This is a genomic window from Serratia sp. CY84636, assembly GCF_052166245.1.
GTDB lineage: Bacteria > Pseudomonadota > Gammaproteobacteria > Enterobacterales > Enterobacteriaceae > Serratia > Serratia nevei.
The window spans coordinates 202,571-221,594 of the sequence record NZ_JBJNOX010000012.1; the positions used below are offsets into that span (position 1 = coordinate 202,571).

Annotated in this window: 21 protein-coding genes; 19 read left to right on the forward strand and 2 right to left on the reverse strand. The window is 59.8% G+C overall.

Features of this window, described 5'->3' with window-relative positions:
* The first annotated feature begins 6 nt into the window (after positions 1-6).
* Genes tauB through tauD form a run of 3 tightly spaced genes read left to right on the forward strand, consistent with a single transcriptional unit; the run spans position 7 to position 2,452 of the window.
* Positions 7-774 carry a taurine ABC transporter ATP-binding subunit gene (tauB, locus tag ACJ8QI_RS23425; RefSeq protein ID WP_038878069.1) on the forward strand — a complete coding sequence of 256 codons (768 nt, stop codon included), beginning with the start codon at positions 7-9 and terminating at the stop codon, positions 772-774.
* Positions 771-1,607: a taurine ABC transporter permease TauC gene (gene tauC, locus ACJ8QI_RS23430; RefSeq protein WP_442533164.1), complete on the forward strand. Its 837-nt coding sequence runs from the start codon at positions 771-773 to the stop codon at positions 1,605-1,607. Before tauB ends, tauC begins: the two co-directional genes overlap by 4 nt.
* On the forward strand, positions 1,604-2,452 hold the full coding sequence (tauD, locus tag ACJ8QI_RS23435; protein ID WP_033636267.1) for a taurine dioxygenase: 849 nt from the start codon (positions 1,604-1,606) through the stop codon (positions 2,450-2,452). Before tauC ends, tauD begins: the two co-directional genes overlap by 4 nt.
* A 3-nt stretch (positions 2,453-2,455) precedes the next feature.
* Here the strand turns inward: tauD and ACJ8QI_RS23440 are convergent, their stop codons facing one another.
* Positions 2,456-4,369 (reverse strand): ABC transporter ATP-binding protein, encoded by a 1,914-nt coding sequence (locus tag ACJ8QI_RS23440; protein WP_060424569.1) that lies wholly within the window; start codon positions 4,367-4,369, stop codon positions 2,456-2,458.
* A 129-nt stretch (positions 4,370-4,498) separates the two neighbouring features.
* On the opposite strand from ACJ8QI_RS23440, the gene kefG reads away from it, so the two are divergent.
* The 7 genes from kefG (at position 4,499) to ACJ8QI_RS23475 (ending at position 11,636) form a co-directional block, all read left to right on the forward strand.
* Positions 4,499-5,050, forward strand: a complete 552-nt coding sequence (gene kefG, locus ACJ8QI_RS23445) for a glutathione-regulated potassium-efflux system ancillary protein KefG (protein ID WP_033645385.1) — start codon at positions 4,499-4,501, stop codon at positions 5,048-5,050.
* Between the two features lie 2 nt (positions 5,051-5,052).
* Positions 5,053-6,861: a glutathione-regulated potassium-efflux system protein KefB gene (kefB, locus tag ACJ8QI_RS23450; RefSeq protein WP_033645251.1), complete on the forward strand. Its 1,809-nt coding sequence runs from the start codon at positions 5,053-5,055 to the stop codon at positions 6,859-6,861.
* A 14-nt stretch (positions 6,862-6,875) separates the two neighbouring features.
* Positions 6,876-7,079 carry a YheV family putative zinc ribbon protein gene (locus ACJ8QI_RS23455; RefSeq protein WP_442533165.1) on the forward strand — a complete coding sequence of 68 codons (204 nt, stop codon included), beginning with the start codon at positions 6,876-6,878 and terminating at the stop codon, positions 7,077-7,079.
* A 112-nt stretch (positions 7,080-7,191) separates the two neighbouring features.
* Positions 7,192-7,779 (forward strand): peptidylprolyl isomerase, encoded by a 588-nt coding sequence (slyD, locus tag ACJ8QI_RS23460; RefSeq protein ID WP_038878063.1) that lies wholly within the window; start codon positions 7,192-7,194, stop codon positions 7,777-7,779.
* Positions 7,780-7,871: 92 nt separating this feature from the next.
* Complete coding sequence (locus ACJ8QI_RS23465) at positions 7,872-8,900, forward strand: LacI family DNA-binding transcriptional regulator (RefSeq protein WP_102985419.1); 1,029 nt, start codon at positions 7,872-7,874, stop codon at positions 8,898-8,900.
* A 122-nt stretch (positions 8,901-9,022) separates the two neighbouring features.
* Positions 9,023-10,462, forward strand: a complete 1,440-nt coding sequence (gene nhaC, locus ACJ8QI_RS23470; RefSeq protein ID WP_342121411.1) for a Na+/H+ antiporter NhaC — start codon at positions 9,023-9,025, stop codon at positions 10,460-10,462.
* 1 nt (position 10,463) lies between these two features.
* Positions 10,464-11,636, forward strand: coding sequence for a MalY/PatB family protein (locus ACJ8QI_RS23475; protein WP_100396737.1), 1,173 nt, complete (start codon positions 10,464-10,466; stop codon positions 11,634-11,636).
* A 15-nt stretch (positions 11,637-11,651) separates the two neighbouring features.
* Here the strand turns inward: ACJ8QI_RS23475 and ACJ8QI_RS23480 are convergent, their stop codons facing one another.
* A complete protein-coding gene (locus ACJ8QI_RS23480; protein WP_033649297.1) occupies positions 11,652-11,879 on the reverse strand; it encodes a SlyX family protein in 228 nt (75 codons plus the stop codon).
* 356 nt (positions 11,880-12,235) lie between these two features.
* Between ACJ8QI_RS23480 and fkpA the strand changes: the two genes are divergently transcribed.
* From fkpA to ACJ8QI_RS23525, 9 genes are all read left to right on the forward strand, one after another.
* Complete coding sequence (gene fkpA, locus ACJ8QI_RS23485; RefSeq protein WP_038878056.1) at positions 12,236-13,075, forward strand: FKBP-type peptidyl-prolyl cis-trans isomerase; 840 nt, start codon at positions 12,236-12,238, stop codon at positions 13,073-13,075.
* 373 nt (positions 13,076-13,448) lie between these two features.
* A complete protein-coding gene (locus tag ACJ8QI_RS23490; RefSeq protein ID WP_004930418.1) occupies positions 13,449-14,171 on the forward strand; it encodes a helix-turn-helix transcriptional regulator in 723 nt (240 codons plus the stop codon).
* Complete coding sequence (gene tusD, locus ACJ8QI_RS23495; RefSeq protein ID WP_033636259.1) at positions 14,171-14,560, forward strand: sulfurtransferase complex subunit TusD; 390 nt, start codon at positions 14,171-14,173, stop codon at positions 14,558-14,560. Before ACJ8QI_RS23490 ends, tusD begins: the two co-directional genes overlap by 1 nt.
* A gap of 7 nt (positions 14,561-14,567) precedes the next feature.
* The gene (gene tusC / locus ACJ8QI_RS23500) at positions 14,568-14,927 is read left to right on the forward strand and encodes a sulfurtransferase complex subunit TusC (RefSeq protein ID WP_033636258.1); all 360 of its coding nucleotides are present in this window, start codon (positions 14,568-14,570) and stop codon (positions 14,925-14,927) included.
* Positions 14,928-14,936: 9 nt separating this feature from the next.
* Positions 14,937-15,224, forward strand: coding sequence for a sulfurtransferase complex subunit TusB (tusB, locus tag ACJ8QI_RS23505; protein WP_019456119.1), 288 nt, complete (start codon positions 14,937-14,939; stop codon positions 15,222-15,224).
* Between the two features lie 143 nt (positions 15,225-15,367).
* On the forward strand, positions 15,368-15,742 hold the full coding sequence (gene rpsL / locus ACJ8QI_RS23510) for a 30S ribosomal protein S12 (protein ID WP_004930426.1): 375 nt from the start codon (positions 15,368-15,370) through the stop codon (positions 15,740-15,742).
* 96 nt (positions 15,743-15,838) lie between these two features.
* The gene (gene rpsG / locus ACJ8QI_RS23515; protein WP_004956203.1) at positions 15,839-16,309 is read left to right on the forward strand and encodes a 30S ribosomal protein S7; all 471 of its coding nucleotides are present in this window, start codon (positions 15,839-15,841) and stop codon (positions 16,307-16,309) included.
* Positions 16,310-16,402: 93 nt separating this feature from the next.
* On the forward strand, positions 16,403-18,517 hold the full coding sequence (fusA, locus tag ACJ8QI_RS23520; RefSeq protein WP_028127620.1) for an elongation factor G: 2,115 nt from the start codon (positions 16,403-16,405) through the stop codon (positions 18,515-18,517).
* 70 nt (positions 18,518-18,587) lie between these two features.
* Positions 18,588-19,024: GTP-binding protein (locus ACJ8QI_RS23525; RefSeq protein ID WP_164025591.1), on the forward strand; the 437-nt coding region annotated here is incomplete at its 3' end.

Here is a 19,024-nt window from a genome sequence, read left to right on the forward strand (position 1 = left end):
AGCAGGATGCTAAACGTCAATCATCTTTCAGCAGAGTATCAGGGGCGGCCCGCGCTGCGTGACGTGTCGTTCCAGATCGCCGCCGGGCAACTGGTGGTGGTGCTCGGCCCGTCGGGCTGCGGCAAGACCACGCTGCTGAATTTGATCGCCGGGTTTATCGAGCCTTCAGCTGGCAGCATCACGCTGGATGGAACGCCCGTTCACGGCCCGAGCGCCGAACGGGGCGTGGTGTTCCAGCATGAGGGCTTACTGCCGTGGCGCAACGTGGTGGACAACGTCGAGTTCGGCCTGCAACTGGCCGGCGTCGGCAAGGCGCAGCGCCGCCAGGTGGCGGAGCAGATGCTGCAGCGCGTGGGGCTGGCGGGCTATGAACAGCACTTCATCTGGCAGCTTTCCGGCGGCATGCGCCAACGCGTCGGCATCGCCCGCGCTCTGGCCGCCGATCCGCGGCTGTTGTTGTTGGACGAGCCGTTCGGCGCCCTGGACGCGTTCACCCGCGAGCAGATGCAGGAGCTGTTGCTGACCATTTGGCGTGATACCGGCAAGCAGGTGCTGCTGATCACCCACGATATCGAAGAGGCGGTGTTCCTCGCCAGCGAACTGCTGCTGCTGTCGCCGGGGCCAGGGCAGGTGGTGGAGCGGCTGTCGCTGAACTTCGGCCAACGCTATGCCGACGGCGAAGCCTGCCGCGCCATCAAGTCAGATCCTGAATTTATCGCGCAGCGCGAATACGTGCTGGGCAAAGTTTTCCAACAGCGCGAGGCCTTGCTATGAGCCTGCATTCCACTCTGAAGGCCGCGGGGCAGCCGCAGGGCAAAGCGGCACGCCGTTTCAGCGTGCCGCGCAACGTTTGGCTGAGCGGCGCCACGCTGTTGACGGTGTTGATCGTCTGGTGGGGCGTAACGGCGCTGCAGCTGATCAGCCCGCTGTTTTTGCCGGCGCCGCAGCAGGTGCTGCACCAGTTGATCACCATCGCCAGCCCGCAAGGCTTTATGGACGCCACGCTGTGGCAACATCTGGCGGCCAGCCTGGGGCGCATTCTGGTAGCGCTGTTGGCGGCGGTGATCGTCGGCATTCCGGTGGGCATTGCCATGGGGCTGAACGACACGGTACGCGGCATCCTCGATCCGCTGATTGAAATCTATCGCCCGGTGCCGCCGCTGGCCTATCTGCCGCTGATGGTGATTTGGTTCGGCATCGGCGAAACCTCAAAGATCTTGCTGATTTATCTGGCGATCTTCGCGCCGGTGACGCTGTCTGCCGTGGCCGGCGTGCGCAGCGTGGCGCAGGTGAGGGTGCGTGCCGCCCGCGCGTTGGGCGCCACGCGTTGGCAGGTGCTGCGTTTCGTGGTGCTGCCGAGCGCGCTGCCGGAGATCCTGACCGGCATTCGCATCGGGCTGGGCGTCGGCTGGTCGACGCTGGTGGCTGCCGAACTGATCGCCGCCACGCGCGGCCTGGGATTTATGGTGCAATCCGCCGGTGAGTTTCTGGCGACCGACGTGGTGTTGGCCGGCATCGGCGTGATTGCGGTGATTGCATTTGGGCTGGAGCTGGGGCTGCGTGCCCTGCAGCGCCGATTGACCCCGTGGCATGGAGTACAGCAATGAACGAACGTCTGAATATCACCCCGCTGGGGCCTTACATCGGGGCGCTGGTGGAAAACGTCGAGTTGGCCCGGCCGCTGGGCGACGGCCAGTTTGAACAGCTTTATCATGCCTTGCTGAAGCATCAGGTGCTGTTCTTCCGCAATCAGCCGATCACGCCGCTGCAGCAGCGCGATCTGGCCGGCCGCTTCGGCGATCTGCATATCCATCCGGTCTATCCGCACGCCACCGACGTGGAAGAGATCATCGTGCTCGATACCCACGACGACAACCCGCCGGACAACGATAACTGGCACACCGACGTGACCTTTATCGAGAACCCGCCGCTGGGGGCGATCCTGGCGGCCAAGACCTTGCCTTCCACCGGCGGCGATACGCTGTGGGCCAGCGGCATCGCGGCCTACGAGGCGTTGTCGGCGCCGTTCAGAACGCTGCTCGCAGGGCTGCGTGCGGAGCATGACTTCACCAAGTCGTTCCCGGAACATAAACATCGCGGCAGTGAAGAGGAGCATCAGCGCTGGCAGCTGGCGGTGCAGAAAAACCCGCCGCTGCTGCATCCGGTGGTACGCACCCACCCGGTCAGCGGCCGGCAGGCGCTGTTCGTCAATGAAGGATTTACCACGCGGATCGTCGATCTGGCGCCGAAAGAGAGCGACGCTTTGTTGAACTTCCTGTTTGCTCACATCACCAAACCGGAGTTTCAGGTGCGCTGGCGCTGGCAGGAAAATGACGTGGCGATCTGGGATAACCGCGTGACGCAACACTACGCCAACGCGGATTATCTGCCGCAGCGGCGCATCATGCACCGCGCGACCATTCTGGGGGATAGGCCTTTTTACAAGGCCTGAGGCTTAGGCTTCGAACGCCTGCGTTAACTGTTCCAGCTGTTCCTGTGCATCCAGCCAGGTCATTTCCGTCTCTTCCAGCGCGGATTTGGCCTGGCTTTGCTTTTGCAGGCAGTCGGTCAACTCGGCCTTGCGGCTGATGTCGTACAGTGCGGAATCCGCCAGCTGTTCCTCCACCGCCGCCAGTTCGGCGCCCAGTTTTTCCATTTGCTGTTCCAGCTTGGCGATCTGCTTGCGCAGCGGCTGGGTCTGCGTACGGAACTCCGCCTCGCGGCGTTTTTGATCCTTGCGCGCCTGCGCGCTGTTGCCGCCGCTCTCTTTTTCCGGTGCGTCCTGCTGGCTTTCCTGGCGCTGCAGGTCGACAAGCCACTGCTGGTAGTCGTCGAGATCGCCCTCGAAAGGCTCGACCTGGCCGTCGTGCACCAGGTACAGATCGTCGGTGGTGGAACGCAGCAGGTGACGGTCGTGCGAGACCACCACCAACGCGCCTTCGAAATCGATCAGCGCTTCGGTCAGCGCCTGACGCATGTCGAGATCCAGGTGGTTGGTCGGTTCATCGAGCAGCAGCAGGTTAGGGCGCTGCCAGACGATCAGCGCCAGCACCAGCCGCGCCTTCTCGCCGCCGGAGAAACGTTCGGTCACTTCGCTGACCTTGTCGCCCTGGAAACCGAAACCGCCCAGATAGTCGCGCAGCTGCTGCTCCAGCACCCGTGGCGCGATGCGGCTCAGGTGCTGCAGCGGCGATTCGTCGGCGCGCAAGAATTCCAGCTGGTGCTGGGCGAAGTAACCCAGCTTGATGCCTTTCGCCAGGCCGATCTCGCCGCTCAGCGGTTCCAGAGTGCCGGCCAGCAGTTTGATCAGCGTCGATTTACCGGCGCCGTTGCGGCCGAGCAGGCCAATGCGCGAGCCGGGCACCAGGTTCAGCTTGATTGACTTCAGGATCACTTTGTCGCCATACCCGGCGCTGACTTTGTCCATGCGCAGCAGCGGATTCGGCAGGCTTTCCGGCGGACGGAAGCTGAAGGTGAACGGGTTGTCGACGTGCGCCGGGGCGATCAGCTCCATGCGCTCCAGCATCTTGATGCGGCTCTGCGCCTGCTTGGCCTTGGTGGCCTGCGCGCGGAAACGGTCGATATAGCTTTGCAGGTGCGCCACTTTTTCTTGCTGGTGCTGATACAGCGACTGCTGCTGCGCCAGTTTGGTGGCGCGCTGGCGTTCGAACGACGAATAGTTGCCGGTGTATTCATTCATCGTCTGCTGTTCGATATGCAGGATCTTGTCGACGATCGGATCGAGGAAGTCGCGGTCGTGCGAGATCAGCACCAGCGTGCCGGGATAGCTTTTCAGCCAGCGCTCCAGCCAGATCACCGCGTCGAGATCCAGGTGGTTGGTCGGTTCGTCGAGCAGCAGCAGGTCGGAACGGCACACCAGCGCCTGCGCCAGGTTGAGGCGCATGCGCCAGCCGCCGGAGAAGTCGCGCACCGGGCTTTGCAGCTGTTCGTTGGAGAAGCCGAGGCCGTGCAGCAGGCTGGCGGCGCGGGAGCGGATGGTCCAGGCGTCGATGGCGTCCAGCTTGCCGTGCAGGGTGGCGATGGCGTGGCCGTCGTTGCGATCGTTGGCCGCCTGCAATTCGGCTTCGAGTTGGCGAAACTCGCGGTCGCCGTCGATAACATACTCGATTGCCGGCACGTCCAGCGCCGGCGTCTCCTGGTTGACCCAGGCCAGCGCCCAGTTGCCGGGGAAGGTGAAGCTGCCGCCGTCCGCCGCGATCTCGCCCTTCAGCAGCGACAGCAGCGTGGATTTGCCGCAGCCGTTTTTGCCCACCAGGCCGACCTTCTGACCTGGATTAACCGTCGCCGTGGCGTTGTCCAGCAGGACGCGGATGCCGCGTCGGATTTGTAGCGAGGAGAATACAATCATAAAGCGCCGTATGTTCAGAGTATGTTAAATTATCATTAAGGTAACAGAACGCGCACCGCGCGCTGTTTTTGTCTTTGCGATGCATGGTAACGGAAAACCGCTACCCTGACGACGCTTTGGAGGGGAATGATGTCGCAGCCGCCCAAGGTCTTGCTGCTGTATGCCCATCCGGAATCCCATGACTCGGTGGCGAACCGGGTTTTGCTTCGACCGGCGCAGCAGTTGGAACATGTCACCGTGCACGATCTCTACGCGCACTACCCTGATTTTTTTATCGATATCCATCACGAACAACAGCTGCTGCGTGAGCATCAGGTCATCGTGTTTCAGCACCCCCTGTATACCTACAGCTGCCCGGCGCTGCTGAAGGAGTGGCTGGATCGCGTGCTGTCGCGCGGCTTTGCCAGCGGCGTGGGCGGCAATGCGCTGGCGGGCAAATACTGGCGTTCGGTGATCACCACCGGCGAACCGGAAGGCGCCTACCGCACCGGCGGTTATAACCACTACCCGATGGAAGATATTCTGCGGCCGTTCGAGCTGACCGCCGGGATGTGCCATATGCATTGGCTGACGCCGTTCGTGGTGTATTGGGCGCGGCGGCAAAAGCCGGAGGTGCTGCGTAGCCATGCGGACGCCTACGGCGAGTGGCTGAGCCACCCGCTGCCGCGCGGAGGGCGGTGAGCATGGAAGGATCGACCTTACTGACCGCCATTTTACTGTTCCTGTTCGCCGCGGTGGTGACGGTGCCGATCGCCCGTCGCCTGGGGATCGGCGCGGTGCTGGGCTATCTGATCGCCGGCATCGCCATCGGCCCCTGGGGATTGGGCTTCATTCGTGACGTCGACGAGATCCTGCACTTCTCCGAGCTGGGCGTGGTGTTCCTGATGTTCATCATCGGCCTGGAGCTGAACCCCAGCAAGCTGTGGGAGCTGCGGCGTTCGATCTTCGGCGCCGGCGCCGGCCAGGTGTTGATCACCGCGGCGGTGCTGGGCGCGTTGCTGTACCTGACGCACTTCGCCTGGCAGGCGGCGGTGATCGGCGGCGTCGGCCTGGCGATGTCTTCCACCGCCATGGCGCTGCAGCTGATGCGCGAGAAGGGCATGAACCGCAACGAAGGGGGGCAGCTCGGCTTCTCGGTGCTGCTGTTCCAGGATATGGCGGTGATCCCGGCGCTGGCGCTGATCCCGATTCTGGCCGGCGCCGGCGGCACCAGCGACGACTGGGCGAAGATCGCGCTTAAGGTGGCGGCGTTCGGCGGCATGCTGATCGGCGGCCGTTTCCTGCTGCGGCCGCTGTTCCGCTATATCGCCGCTTCCGGCGTGCGCGAGATCTTCACCGCCGCGGCGCTGTTGCTGGTGCTCGGCTCGGCGCTGTTTATGGAAGCGCTCGGCCTGTCGATGGCGCTCGGCACCTTCATTGCCGGGGTGCTGCTGGCGGAGAGCGAATACCGCCACGAACTGGAAATTTCCATCGAGCCGTTTAAAGGGCTGCTGCTGGGGTTGTTCTTTATCTCGGTGGGCATGGTGTTGAATATCGGCGTGCTCTACACCCATCTGGCCGAGGTGTTGATCGGCGTGCTGGTGCTGGTGACGGTCAAATCCGGCGTGCTCTACGGCGTGTCGCGCCTGTTCGGCCTGCGCAGTTCGGTGCGGCTGCAGTTTGCCGGGGTGCTCAGCCAGGGCGGTGAGTTCGCCTTCGTGCTGTTTTCGGCGGCGGGCGCCCAAAAGGTGCTGCAGCCGGATCAACTCTCTTTGCTGCTGGTGGTGGTGACGCTGTCGATGATGACCACGCCGCTGTTGATGCAGGCCATCGACCGCATTTTGGCGCGGCGCTATAACGCCAAAGACGAAGACGAGGAGACGCCGTACGTGGAAGATGACGACCCGCAGGTGATCATCGTCGGCTTCGGGCGTTTCGGCCAGGTGATCGGCCGCCTGTTGATGGCCAACAAAATGCGCATTACCGTACTGGAGCGCGACGTCAGCGCCGTTGGCGTACTGCGGCGCTATGGCTACAAGGTTTATTACGGCGATGCCACCGAGCTGGAGCTGCTGCGTGCGGCGGGCGCCGAGAAGGCCAAGTCGATCGTGATCACCTGCAATGAGCCGGAAGACACCATGGAGATCGTGCGGCTGTGCCAGCAACACTTCCCGAACCTGAGCATTCTGGCGCGGGCGCGCGGCCGCGTGGAGGCGCATGAGTTGCTGCAGGCAGGGGTAAAACAGTTCAGCCGCGAAACCTTCTCCAGCGCGCTGGAACTGGGGCGCAAGGCGCTGATGGAGTTGGGCATGCACCCGCATCAGGCCTTCCGCGCCCAGCAGCATTTCCGCCGCCTGGATATGCGTATGCTGCGTGAACTGATGCCGCCGCATCAGGGCGACGTGGCTCAAATTTCCCGCGTGAAAGAGGCGCGGCGCGAGCTGGAAGAGCTGTTCCATCGCGAAATGCAAAAAGAAAGCCGCCAGTTCGACGGCTGGGACGAATACGAATAAGCGGGAGCATAACGATGTCTGCAACACGTAAAAGATTTATCGCCGGGGCGGTGTGCCCAAGCTGTAGCTCCATGGATACGCTGGCGGTATGGCGGGAGGATCAGGTGGAGGTGGTGGAGTGCGTCAAGTGCGGCCACCATCAGCGCCAGACCGAACAACAGGTGGAAAAACACGTTCGCCCGCAAGAGCAGGTGATCGGCATTTTCCAGCCGAAGTAGCGTTTTTTTATCCCGGAGGGTACAGCGAGGCAGATTTCCGATACAATCTGTCCGGAAAAGGCGCGCATCCCGATAACGGTGTGCGTCCTAGTAGCCAACGGTAGGAGATATCATGAAAGTAGCAAAAGACTTGGTGGTCAGCCTGGCTTACCAAGTACGTACAGAAGACGGTGTTTTGGTTGATGAGTCTCCGGTGAGCGCACCGCTGGACTATCTGCACGGGCATGGTTCTCTGATCGCAGGTCTGGAAAAAGCACTCGAAGGCCACGACGTTGGCGATCGTTTTGACGTTCACGTCGGCGCGAACGACGCGTACGGCAACTACGACGAAAACCTGGTGCAGCGCGTACCGAAAGACGTCTTCATGGGCGTTGACGAACTGCAGGTCGGCATGCGTTTCCTGGCTGACACCGATCAGGGCCCGGTACCGGTTGAAATCACCGAAGTTGACGGCGACCACGTGGTGGTTGACGGCAACCACATGCTGGCCGGCCAAAACCTGAACTTCAACGTGGAAGTTGTCGCGATCCGCGAAGCGACCGAAGAAGAACTGGCGCACGGCCACGTACACGGCGAGCACGACCATCACCACGAGCACGGTGAAGGCTGCTGCGGCGGTCACGGCCACAGCCACGATCACGACCATGGTCACGACCACGGTAAAGGTGGTTGCGGTAACGGCGGCTGCGGCTGCCACTAAGCAGAGCGCAGTGACGAGACAAGAGGGCGGCCATCGGCTGCCCTTTTTTATGCGCGGCGCACCGGGCGCCGAACGGCACAACAGGACATGCCATGGCCACCATGAAAGACGTTGCGCGCCGCGCCGGCGTTTCCACGGCCACCGTCAGCCGGGTGATCAATAATACCGCCTACGTTGAACCGGTGACCCGCGAACGCGTCGAGAAAGCGATGCGCGAGTTTAACTACCATCGCAACGCCGCCGCGCTGGCGCTGGCGAAAAGAAGCGGCAATATGCTGGGATTGCTGACCGGCAACCTCGACGATCCGTTTTTTTCACGCCTGGCGCGGGGCGTGGAAGACATCACGCGGCAGGCCGGCGTGCGGTTGATGTTGTGCAGCGGCGGGCATCAGGCCGAGCTGGAAAAAAGCGGCCTCGATTTTCTCATCAACCAGGGATGCGAAGCCATCGTGGCGCACGTCACGCGCATGGGGGAGGAGGAGCTGCTGCGCTACGCCGCCCACACGCCTGCGCTGGTGCTGATCAATCGTTATCTGCCCGCCATCGCCAACCGTTGCATCTGGCTCGACAACGCCAATGCGGCGCAGACGGCGACCGAGTTGCTCATACGCCAGGGGCATCGGAGAATTGCCTGCGTGACGGCGGATCTGCCGATCGACGACCGCGCGCAGCGGTTAGCGGGTTACCGCAAGGCCATGGCCGCCGCCGGCATTGAGGTACCCGGCAGCTGGATCATCAGCGTGCCCTTCAACGAGCGAGGGGGCGAACTGGCGGCCGAGCGCGTGCTGGCCAGCGACCCATGCTTCACCGCCGCAGTGACCTTCAACGACGTAATGGCCGCCGGCATGATGCGCACCTGCCACCAACGGCACATTCAGCTGCCTGAGGCGCTGTCGATCGTCGGTTTTGACGACATTGCCCTGGCGAAGTATCTCCACCCCGCGTTGACCACCGTGCATTATCCCATCGAGAAAATGGCTCGGCGTGCCGCGCGCCTGGCGCTACAGATTCACAGCGGCAGCGACGTCGCGCCACGAAACAACCGCTTTTCGGCCGAACTTATCCTGCGAGACTCCGTAGCCGACGGCGAACCGCATGAGCAAAGCAAGCGCGGTGAATGAGAGACGGCTCACACAACGCCATCTCATGAAACCGATTACATGGCCGGTTGCCTGCGCTCACATCCTCCAATTACCGAAGCCATTACGCTGTTGCAGTACCCCATCTTCAACAGGAGCCGTATATGGATAATAAGAAAACGCTCAACCTTGGGCTGGCGACGCTGCCGATTGTGGCCATGCTGTTGCTGCTCATCATCGGCTATGGCCAGTTTGGCCTGCGCATTGAACCGCTGCTGCTGGTTTCCGCCGCCATCGCCGCGGCGTTAGCCTGGTGGCAAGGCTACCGCTGGGACGACATCATCGAGGCCATCGTGGCCAAGCTGGCGAAGGCGATGCCGGTGATCATGATCCTGATCTGCGTGGGCGGCCTGATCGGCACCTGGATGATCAGCGGCACCATCCCTTACATGGTGTATTGGGGGCTGAAGCTGATCAGCCCCCAATACATTCTGATCGCCGCGTTCTTCATCACCAGCGTGATCTCGGTGTGCACCGGCACCTCGTGGGGGGCGGCCGGCACCGTGGGCGTGGCGCTGATGGGCGTGGCCGCCGGTCTGGACGTGCCGCTGGCCGCCGCGGCCGGGGCGGTGGTGTCCGGCGCTTACTTCGGCGACAAAATTTCGCCGTTGTCCGATTCGACGAACTTCGCGGCTATCGTTGCGGATACCGATCTCTACAGCCATATCCAGCATCTGATGTACACGACGCTGCCGAGTTTTATCCTGGCCGCCGTGGTGTACCTGATCGCCGGCCACACCGGTTCGGTGGGCAGTGTGGCAACGCCCGAGAAAGTGACCGAAATTGTCGGTGCGCTCGAGGGGCTGTACCACTTCAATCTGCTGCTGATCCTGCCGCCGGTGCTGGTGCTGTGGGGCGCGGTGACCAAACGGCCGGTGATCCCCGTCATGCTGGCCGCCTGCGCGCTGGCGATCGCCATCGGCGTCGCGCTGCAGGGCTTTAGCCTGCAGCAGGGGCTGAATGCGTTGATGGACGGCTTCAATCTGTCGATGTTCGCCACTCAGGGCCATAACGTCGAAGGGATCGTCGCCGATGTGCCGCGCCTGCTGAACCGCGGCGGCATGTTCTCGATGATGAGTACGATCCTGCTGGTGTTCTGCGCCTTTTCCTTCGCCGGTGCCCTGACGCTGACCGGCGCGCTGACGGTGATCATCAGCCGGCTGCTGAAAGTGGTGCACACCACCGGCCAGCTGATCGCCGCCACCGTTGCCACCACTATCCTGGTGACCGGCGCGACCAGCGACGGCAAGCTGGCGCTGCTGATCCCGGCGGAGCTGTTCAAAGGGGCCTATCGACGCATGGGGCTGGACAACAAAAATCTGTCGCGCACCGTCGAAGATGCGGGCACCGTCATCGAACCGCTGATCCCGTGGACGGCCGCCGGCATTTACATGGCCACCACGCTGGGGGTCAGCACCCTCGATCTGCTGCCGTGGGCGATCCAATGTTATGCCGCGGTGGTGTTCGCCCTGATTTATGGGTCTACCGGCTTCGGTATCGCCAAACTCCAACCTCAGAACGACTTGCAGCGTAAGGAAGCCTGACATGACGAGTCATTTCAACGCCATCATCGATCGCCACAACACCGGCTCCGTGAAGTGGGACTTCATCGACCGCTATCTGCAACTGGACGGCAGTGAACTGTTGCCGATGTGGGTGTCCGATTTCGACTTTCCGTGCCCGCCGGAGGTGCAGCAGGCGCTGCATCAGCGGGTGGACCACGGCGTCTTTGGCTACAGCGAACGCGACGACGCTTACTATGAGGCGGCGATCGACTGGTTTGCCAAGCGGCACGGCTTGCCGCTGCGGCGCGAATGGTTCACGTCGATTGAAGGGGTAGTGCCGGGGTTGGCGATGCTGATCCAACTGCTCAGCAGGCCGGGGGATGGCGTGGTGGTGCAGGGGCCGTACTATGGCTCGTTCGCCAAGATAGTCACCATGAACGGCAGAGAGGTGATTGAAAACCCGCTGCTGGAAACCCCGCAGGGATACCGGATCGATTTCGACCAGCTGGCCGCCTGCCTGGCGCAGCGTAAACCGCCGCTGTTGTTGCTGTGCAATCCGCACAACCCGACCGGCCGTTGCTGGCGCCGTGATGAACTGGAGCGGCTCATGGCGCTCTGCCACGCCCACGACGTCACGGTGATCTCCGATGAAATTTGGGCCGATCTGCTGCTGCCCGGCGAGACGTTTACGTCGGTGTTGCATCTGGGCGAGGAATATCGCGAGCGGGTCATTGCGGCGACGTCCGCCAGCAAAACGTTCGGCCTTTCCTCGCTGCGCATTTCGAATTTCCTGATCCCCAATGCCCGGCTTCGGCAGGCGTTTGTCGATCGGCTGAACGCCCACGGGCTGGATGTGTTCAACGCGCTGTCGATGACGGCGGCGACCGCGGCCTATCAACGGGGCGCGGCCTGGCTTGATGAGCTGCTCGACTACCTGGCGGAGAACCGGCGTTGGTTTAAGCAGGCGCTGGCGGACGCCGCGCCCTGGTGCACGATGACCCAGGCTGAAGGGACCTATCTCGCCTGGCTGGATTGCCGCTCGCTGGGTTTGAACGATGCTGACTTGCAGCAGGCGCTGGTGGCGGTGGCGAAGCTGGCGCCGTCGATGGGCAACGGTTTCGGCCCGCAGGGGAGCGGTTTTATCCGTATCAACCTGGGGTGCCCGCGCCGGTATCTCGAGCGTGCCGTCGCAGGGCTGGCACGCCTGAAATAACCGCATGGCGGGCCCTCAATAGTGCGGTGGAGGCGTTTCTTCCGATTGCGAGGCGATCATTGAGGTTTGGGTCGAGCGCAGCTTGTCGGTCAACATGCGCAGATGTTCGCGCATCTTCAGCATTTCCATTTGATGCTGGATGACGGTCTGGTTGAGCTCTTCGATGGTGAGCTCTTGGAAGGCCTGACGGCTCTCCAGTTCTTCAAGCCGCTGTAGCAGGCGTTGAGTGTCGGCGTTGTGCATGAGGCTACCTCTGACGCGATAAAATCCTGATTCGGCGCTATGGTAACAGCTGGCGCCGGGTTTGCTCGCGCTATTTCTCCAGACGGCGCGCAACGTTGCGATCGGCAGTGTAAAGTGCTGAAAAGTTGCGCGCCTGATACGCCGTTTTTTGCTAACCTCGCCGAATATTCTGCAAGAAAAATCTGATTTATCATGCGAGTAGCACGCGGTGGGAAACTTCTTGGCAAAGCGGGAGTCACACTTTGACTCGATTGGTTACCTGTGCGACTGTTTTGTTTTGTTTCAGGCAGCTATAGTAGCCCGGTTATCTTACCTAATGATTGTTTGGGGCATTGCTTCAGACACTGGAGAAATGGATGAAATCTTTGTTTAAAGTCACGCTTCTGGCAACCACCATGGCTTTTGCTCTGAATGCGACCCAGGTCATGGCAGCCGATGCCGCCAAACCGGCAGAAGCCGCTAAACCAGCGGACGCGGCAGCAGCACCGAGCACCGGCAAGTTCAAAAACGACGACGAGCAAGCGGCTTACGCACTGGGCGCCTCTCTCGGTCGTTACATGGACAACTCTCTGAAAGAGCAAGAGAAGCTGGGCATCAAGCTGGACAAAGATCAGCTGATCGCCGGCGTTCAGGACGCGTTCGCCAACAAGAGCAAGCTGAACGATGCCGACATCGAGAAGACCCTGCAGGGCTTCGAAGCGCGCGTGAAGGCTTCCGCTCAGGCGAAGATGGAACAGGACGCCAAGGACAACGAAACCAAAGGCGCCAAGTACCGCGACAGCTTCGCTAAAGAAAAAGGCGTGAAGAAAACCGAATCCGGCCTGCTGTACCAGGTAGAGAAACCGGGCGCGGGTGAAGCACCGAAAGACAGCGACACCGTGGTAGTGAACTACAAAGGCACCCTGACCGACGGTACCGAGTTCGATAACTCCTACACCCGCGGCGAGCCGCTGTCGTTCCGTCTGGACGGCGTGATCCCAGGCTGGACCGAAGGCCTGAAGCACATCAAGAAAGGCGGCAAAATCAAGCTGGTGATCCCACCGGCGCTGGCCTACGGTAAAACCGGCGTTCCGGGCATCCCGGCTAACTCCACGCTGGTCTTCGACGTTGAGCTGCTGGACGTGAAAGCGGCGCCGAAAGCCGACGCTAAAGCTGAAAAACCGGCTGACGCGAAAGCCGCTACCAAAGCGAAATAACATCGTCGCTCTGTTTGCCACCGCCGCGGATGCCCTCCGCGGCGGTTTTCATTTCGGCAGCCGCCGCCTCTCTCTCCATTGAACGCTTGACGCCTGCCGGGCATCGGGCTTAACGTCAATACCACGCGCAAACGCAAGGACTTTGCTCCGGCCGCTTTGCTAGACTAATAATTCTGATTTATCAGTCATGCGTCTGCCCCTTAGGGCGTGTACCTAAAATTGTTCCCGGCCGCCTCGCCCGCGGATGTCATCGTGCCGTTTGATGCCGCTCTCAGCCGGCCGCGCTGCGGCGTGCCGACGACGGCAGCGATCCGGTCCGAGCGGTTTTAGCTGCGCCCCCTGGCACAGGCGATCTATGAGGGTGGTATCTTCGATGTCGAATTCGCTTTTATCCAGCGAAGCCAGCGAACTTGATTTGCTGAATGAACGTCCGTTTACTCAAACGGATCATGAAATCCTGAAATCCTATGAAGCGGTGGTCGACGGGCTGGCGATGTTGATCGGCGGCCACTGCGAGATCGTACTGCACGCGCTGGAAGACCTGAACAGCTCAGCGGTACGCATCGCCAACGGCGAGCATACCGGGCGCAAAATCGGCTCGCCGATCACCGACCTGGCCCTGCGCATGCTGCACGACATGGCCGGCGACGACAGCAGCGTGTCGAAAGCCTACTTTACCCGCGCCAAGAGCGGCGTGTTGATGAAGTCGGTGACCATCGCCATTCGCAATCGCGAGCAGCGGGTGATCGGCTTGCTGTGCATCAACATGAACCTCGACGTGCCGTTCTCGCAGATCATGCAGACCTTTATGCCGCCGGCCACGCAGGACGTGCCGTCGTCGGTGAATTTCGCTTCTTCCGTCGACGATCTGGTGGCGCAGACGCTGGAGTTCACCATCGAAGAGGTGAACGCCGACCGCTCGGTGTCCAATAACGCCAAGAATCGTCAGGTGGTGCTCAATCTCTATGAGAAAGGCATCTTCGACATCAAGGATGCGATCAACCAGGTGGCGGATCGCCTGAATATCTCCAAACACACCGTGTATCTGTATATCCGCCAGTTCAAGAGCGGCGATCTGTTGGGAAGCGACCGTTGATGCTCGATTATTGCCTGTTGGTCACCGGCCCGGCTTACGGCACGCAGCAGGCCAGCAGCGCCTATCAGTTCGCTCAGGCTTTGCTGGCGAAAGGGCACCGGCTTTCCAGCGTTTTTTTCTACCGTGAAGGGGTGTTGAACGCCAACCAGCTGACCGCGCCGGCCAGCGACGAGTTCGACCTGGTGCGTGGCTGGACGCAGCTGGCGCAGCAACACGGCGTGGCGCTCAACGTCTGCGTTGCTGCTGCGCTGCGCCGTGGCGTCACCGACGAGCAGGAGGCGGCGCAACAGGGGCTGGCAAGCGCCAACCTGCAGCCCGGTTTTACCCTGAGCGGGCTGGGTTCCCTGGCCGAAGCGTCGCTGAGTTGCGACCGTCTGGTGCAGTTCTGAGGATATGATGAAACGAGTCGCTTTTGTTTTCACCCACGGGCCGCACGGCGGCGCCGGCGGCAGGGAAGGGCTGGATGCGCTGCTCGCCACGTCGGCGCTCAGCGAAGACTTGGGGGTGTTTTTTGTCGGCGATGGCGTATTGCAGCTGTTGCCGGGCCAGCAACCGGAAAAGATTTTGGCGCGCAATTACATTGCCACCTTCGGCGTGCTGCCGCTGTATGACGTGGAGCGCTGCTATCTGTGCCAGGCTTCGCTGCAGGAGCGTGGGCTGAGCCAGGTGACCGATTGGGTGCTGGACGCCGAGGTGTTGGCGCCGGACGAACTGCGCCGCGAACTGGCCGGCTACGACGCCGTAATGACGTTTTAGGATCCTTTGATGCTGTATACCCTGAGCCATTCGCCAAACCAATGTGACTTACCTGCGCTGCTGCGCCTGACGGCCGAGGGCGACGCGCTGCTGCTGCTGCAGGACGGCGTGCTTGCCGGCCTTGCCGGCAGCGCCCATCTTGAATTGCTGCTCGCCGCCCCCATATCCCTTTACGCGCTGCAGGACGACCTGGAAGCCCGGGGATTGGTTGGTCATTTCTCGCACAAAATCACTGTCGTCGGCTATAATCACTTCGTTGAATTAACCGAACAACACCGCAGCCAAATGGCCTGGTGATGAGAGTGATGTTGTATATTTCTTGACACCCATACTGGTCAGCCCTAAAATTCTGCGTCCTCGTACTTTGCCAATAGTGCATACGAGGGGATTTATCACATGTTTACGAAGCTAGTACGAAGCAAAAACCAGGAGCTTTTTTAATGGCAACAATTAACCAGCTGGTTCGCAAACCACGCTCTGTGAAGGCTGCTAAAAGCAACGTTCCAGCGCTGGAAGCCTGCCCGCAGAAACGTGGCGTATGCACCCGCGTATACACCACTACCCCGAAAAAACCAAACTCCGCACTGCGTAAAGTTTGCCGTGTGCGTTTGACCAACGGTTTCGAAGTAACTTCCTACATCGGTGGCGAAGGCCACAACCTGCAGGAACACTCCGTAATCCTGATCCGTGGCGGTCGTGTAAAAGACCTGCCAGGTGTGCGTTACCACACCGTCCGTGGTGCACTTGACTGCTCCGGTGTTAAAGACCGTAAGCAAGCTCGTTCCAAGTACGGCGTGAAGAAGCCAAAGGCTTAATGGTTCTCCGTTAAGTAAGGCCAAACGTTTTAACTTTAATGTCAAAATAAACTCGTAGAGTTTTGGACAATCCTGAATTAACAACGGAGTATTTCCATGCCACGTCGTCGCGTAATCGGCCAACGTAAAATCCTGCCAGATCCTAAGTTCGGATCTGAGCTGCTGGCCAAATTTGTAAATATCCTGATGGTAGACGGTAAAAAATCTACTGCAGAAGCAATCGTCTATACCGCGCTGGAGACCCTGGCTCAGCGTTCTGGTAAAGATCACCTGGAAGCTTTCGAAGTCGCTCTCGACAACGTTCGCCCGACTGTAGAAGTTAAGTCGCGTCGCGTTGGCGGTTCTACTTATCAGGTACCAGTTGAAGTCCGCCCGGTTCGTCGTAATGCTCTGGCAATGCGTTGGATCGTTGATGCTGCACGTAAACGCGGTGATAAATCCATGGCTCTGCGCCTGGCGAACGAGCTGTCTGACGCAGCAGAGAACAAAGGTTCTGCTGTTAAGAAGCGTGAAGACGTTCACCGTATGGCCGAAGCCAACAAGGCGTTCGCCCACTACCGCTGGTAATCACCCGGCTGTAGTCATGCTAACCAAGCGGGCGCGTCAAATCGGCCCGCTTGGGTTAACTGAACTTGAACGCCCTAGGAATAGAGGAATCAAATGGCTCGTACAACACCCATTGCACGCTACCGCAACATCGGTATCAGTGCTCACATCGACGCCGGTAAAACCACCACTACCGAACGTATTCTGTTCTACACCGGTGTAAACCACAAAATCGGTGAAGTTCATGACGGCGCTGCCACCATGGACTGGATGGAACAGGAGCAGGAGCGTGGTATTACCATCACTTCTGCAGCGACTACTGCTTTCTGGTCTGGTATGGCCAAGCAGTTCGAACCGCATCGCGTAAACATCATCGACACCCCAGGGCACGTTGACTTCACCATCGAAGTAGAACGTTCCATGCGTGTGCTGGATGGCGCGGTAATGGTTTACTGTGCTGTTGGTGGTGTTCAGCCACAGTCTGAAACCGTATGGCGTCAGGCTAACAAATACAAAGTGCCACGTATCGCGTTCGTTAACAAAATGGACCGTATGGGTGCTAACTTCCTGAAAGTTGTTGGCCAGATCAAATCTCGTCTGGGCGCTAACCCTGTTCCTCTGCAGCTGGCTATCGGCGCAGAAGACAAATTCACCGGCGTTATCGACCTGGTGAAGATGAAGGCGATCAACTGGAACGAAGAAGACGCAGGCGTAACCTTCGAATACGAAGACGTGCCGGCTGACATGATGGATCTGGCTGAAGAATGGCGCCAGAACCTGATCGAGTCCGCTGCGGAAGCTTCCGAAGAGCTGATGGAAAAATACCTGGGCGGCGAAGAGCTGACCGAGGAAGAAATCAAATCCGCTCTGCGTCAGCGCGTGCTGAACAACGAAATCATCCTGGTTACCTGTGGTTCTGCGTTCAAGAACAAAGGCGTACAGGCGATGCTGGATGCGGTAATCGAATACCTGCCAGCACCAACTGACGTTCCTGCGATCAACGGTATCCTGGACGACGGTAAAGACACTCCGGCTGAGCGTCACGCAAGTGATGACGAGCCGTTCTCTGCGCTGGCGTTCAAAATCGCAACCGACCCGTTCGTGGGTAACCTGACCTTCTTCCGCGTGTACTCCGGCGTTGTTAACTCCGGCGACACCGTGCTGAACTCCGTTAAGGCTGCGCGTGAGCGTTTCGGCCGTATCGTTCAGATGCACGCCAACAAGCGTGAAGAGATCAAAGAAGTTCGCGCAGGCGACATCGCCGCTGCGATCGGTCTGAAAGACGTGACCACCGGGGACACCCTGTGTGACCCAGACTCTCCAATCATCCTGGAGCGTATGGAATTCCCTGAGCCGGTAATCTCTATCGCCGTTGAACCGAAAACCAAAGCTGACCAGGAAAAAATGGGTCTGGCTCTGGGCCGTCTGGCTAAAGAAGACCCGTCATTCCGCGTATGGACTGACGAAGAGTCTAACCAGACCATCATCGCCGGTATGGGTGAACTGCACCTCGACATCATCGTTGACCGCATGAAGCGTGAATTCAACGTTGAAGCTAACGTGGGCAAACCTCAGGTAGCTTACCGCGAAGCGATTCGCGCGAAGATTACCGATGTTGAAGGTAAGCACGCCAAGCAGTCTGGTGGTCGCGGTCAGTACGGTCACGTTGTGATCGACATGTACCCACTGGAGCCGGGCTCTAACCCGAAAGGTTACGAGTTCATCAACGACATCAAAGGTGGTGTAATTCCTGGCGAATACATCCCTGCCGTTGATAAAGGCATCCAGGAGCAGCTGAAGTCTGGTCCGTTGGCTGGTTACCCGGTAGTAGACATGGGTATTCGTCTGCACTTCGGTTCTTACCACGACGTTGACTCCTCTGAACTGGCGTTTAAACTGGCCGCGTCTATCGCCTTTAAAGAAGGCTTTAAGAAAGCGAAACCAGTTCTGCTTGAGCCTATCATGAAGGTTGAAGTTGAGACTCCAGAAGAGAACACCGGTGACGTTATCGGTGACTTGAGCCGTCGTCGCGGCATGCTGCGCGGTCAGGAATCTGAAGTGACTGGCGTTAAGATCCACGCTGAAGTACCGTTGTCCGAAATGTTCGGCTACGCAACTCAGCTGCGTTCTCTGACTAAAGGTCGCGCATCATACACCATGGAATTCCTGAAGTATGATGATGCACCGAACAACGTCGCTCAGGCCGTAATCGAAGCCCGTGGCAAATAAGCCGCAGGGTTAAAACCAAAGTCCCGTGCTCTCTCCAGAAGGGGAGAGCGCTATAGTAAGGAATATAGCCGTGTCTAAAGAAAAATTTGAACGTACAAAACCGCACGTTAACGTTGGTACTATCGGCCACGTTGACCACGGTAAAACTACCCTGACTGCAGCGATCACCACCGTACTGGCTAAAACCTACGGCGGTTCTGCACGTGCTTTCGACCAGATCGATAACGCGCCAGAAGAAAAAGCTCGTGGTATCACCATCAACACCTCTCACGTTGAATATGACACCCCGACTCGTCACTACGCGCACGTTGACTGCCCAGGGCACGCCGACTACGTGAAAAACATGATCACCGGTGCTGCTCAGATGGACGGCGCGATCCTGGTAGTAGCTGCGACTGACGGCCCAATGCCTCAGACTCGTGAGCACATCCTGCTGGGTCGTCAGGTTGGCGTTCCTTTCATCATCGTATTCATGAACAAATGCGACATGGTAGATGATGAAGAGCT

Bases quoted from the DNA above. Each gene is read 5' to 3' on its own strand.
- tauB (WP_038878069.1), top strand. From the start codon at position 7: ATGCTAAACGTCAATCATCTTTCAGCAGAGTATCAGGGGCGGCCCGCG.
- tauC (WP_442533164.1), top strand. From the start codon at position 771: ATGAGCCTGCATTCCACTCTGAAGGCCGCGGGGCAGCCGCAGGGCAAA.
- tauD (WP_033636267.1), top strand. From the start codon at position 1,604: ATGAACGAACGTCTGAATATCACCCCGCTGGGGCCTTACATCGGGGCG.
- ACJ8QI_RS23440 (WP_060424569.1), bottom strand. From the start codon at position 4,369: ATGATTGTATTCTCCTCGCTACAAATCCGACGCGGCATCCGCGTCCTG.
- kefG (WP_033645385.1), top strand. From the start codon at position 4,499: ATGTCGCAGCCGCCCAAGGTCTTGCTGCTGTATGCCCATCCGGAATCC.
- kefB (WP_033645251.1), top strand. From the start codon at position 5,053: ATGGAAGGATCGACCTTACTGACCGCCATTTTACTGTTCCTGTTCGCC.
- ACJ8QI_RS23455 (WP_442533165.1), top strand. From the start codon at position 6,876: ATGTCTGCAACACGTAAAAGATTTATCGCCGGGGCGGTGTGCCCAAGC.
- slyD (WP_038878063.1), top strand. From the start codon at position 7,192: ATGAAAGTAGCAAAAGACTTGGTGGTCAGCCTGGCTTACCAAGTACGT.
- ACJ8QI_RS23465 (WP_102985419.1), top strand. From the start codon at position 7,872: ATGGCCACCATGAAAGACGTTGCGCGCCGCGCCGGCGTTTCCACGGCC.
- nhaC (WP_342121411.1), top strand. From the start codon at position 9,023: ATGGATAATAAGAAAACGCTCAACCTTGGGCTGGCGACGCTGCCGATT.
- ACJ8QI_RS23475 (WP_100396737.1), top strand. From the start codon at position 10,464: ATGACGAGTCATTTCAACGCCATCATCGATCGCCACAACACCGGCTCC.
- ACJ8QI_RS23480 (WP_033649297.1), bottom strand. From the start codon at position 11,879: ATGCACAACGCCGACACTCAACGCCTGCTACAGCGGCTTGAAGAACTG.
- fkpA (WP_038878056.1), top strand. From the start codon at position 12,236: ATGAAATCTTTGTTTAAAGTCACGCTTCTGGCAACCACCATGGCTTTT.
- ACJ8QI_RS23490 (WP_004930418.1), top strand. From the start codon at position 13,449: ATGTCGAATTCGCTTTTATCCAGCGAAGCCAGCGAACTTGATTTGCTG.
- tusD (WP_033636259.1), top strand. From the start codon at position 14,171: ATGCTCGATTATTGCCTGTTGGTCACCGGCCCGGCTTACGGCACGCAG.
- tusC (WP_033636258.1), top strand. From the start codon at position 14,568: ATGAAACGAGTCGCTTTTGTTTTCACCCACGGGCCGCACGGCGGCGCC.
- tusB (WP_019456119.1), top strand. From the start codon at position 14,937: ATGCTGTATACCCTGAGCCATTCGCCAAACCAATGTGACTTACCTGCG.
- rpsL (WP_004930426.1), top strand. From the start codon at position 15,368: ATGGCAACAATTAACCAGCTGGTTCGCAAACCACGCTCTGTGAAGGCT.
- rpsG (WP_004956203.1), top strand. From the start codon at position 15,839: ATGCCACGTCGTCGCGTAATCGGCCAACGTAAAATCCTGCCAGATCCT.
- fusA (WP_028127620.1), top strand. From the start codon at position 16,403: ATGGCTCGTACAACACCCATTGCACGCTACCGCAACATCGGTATCAGT.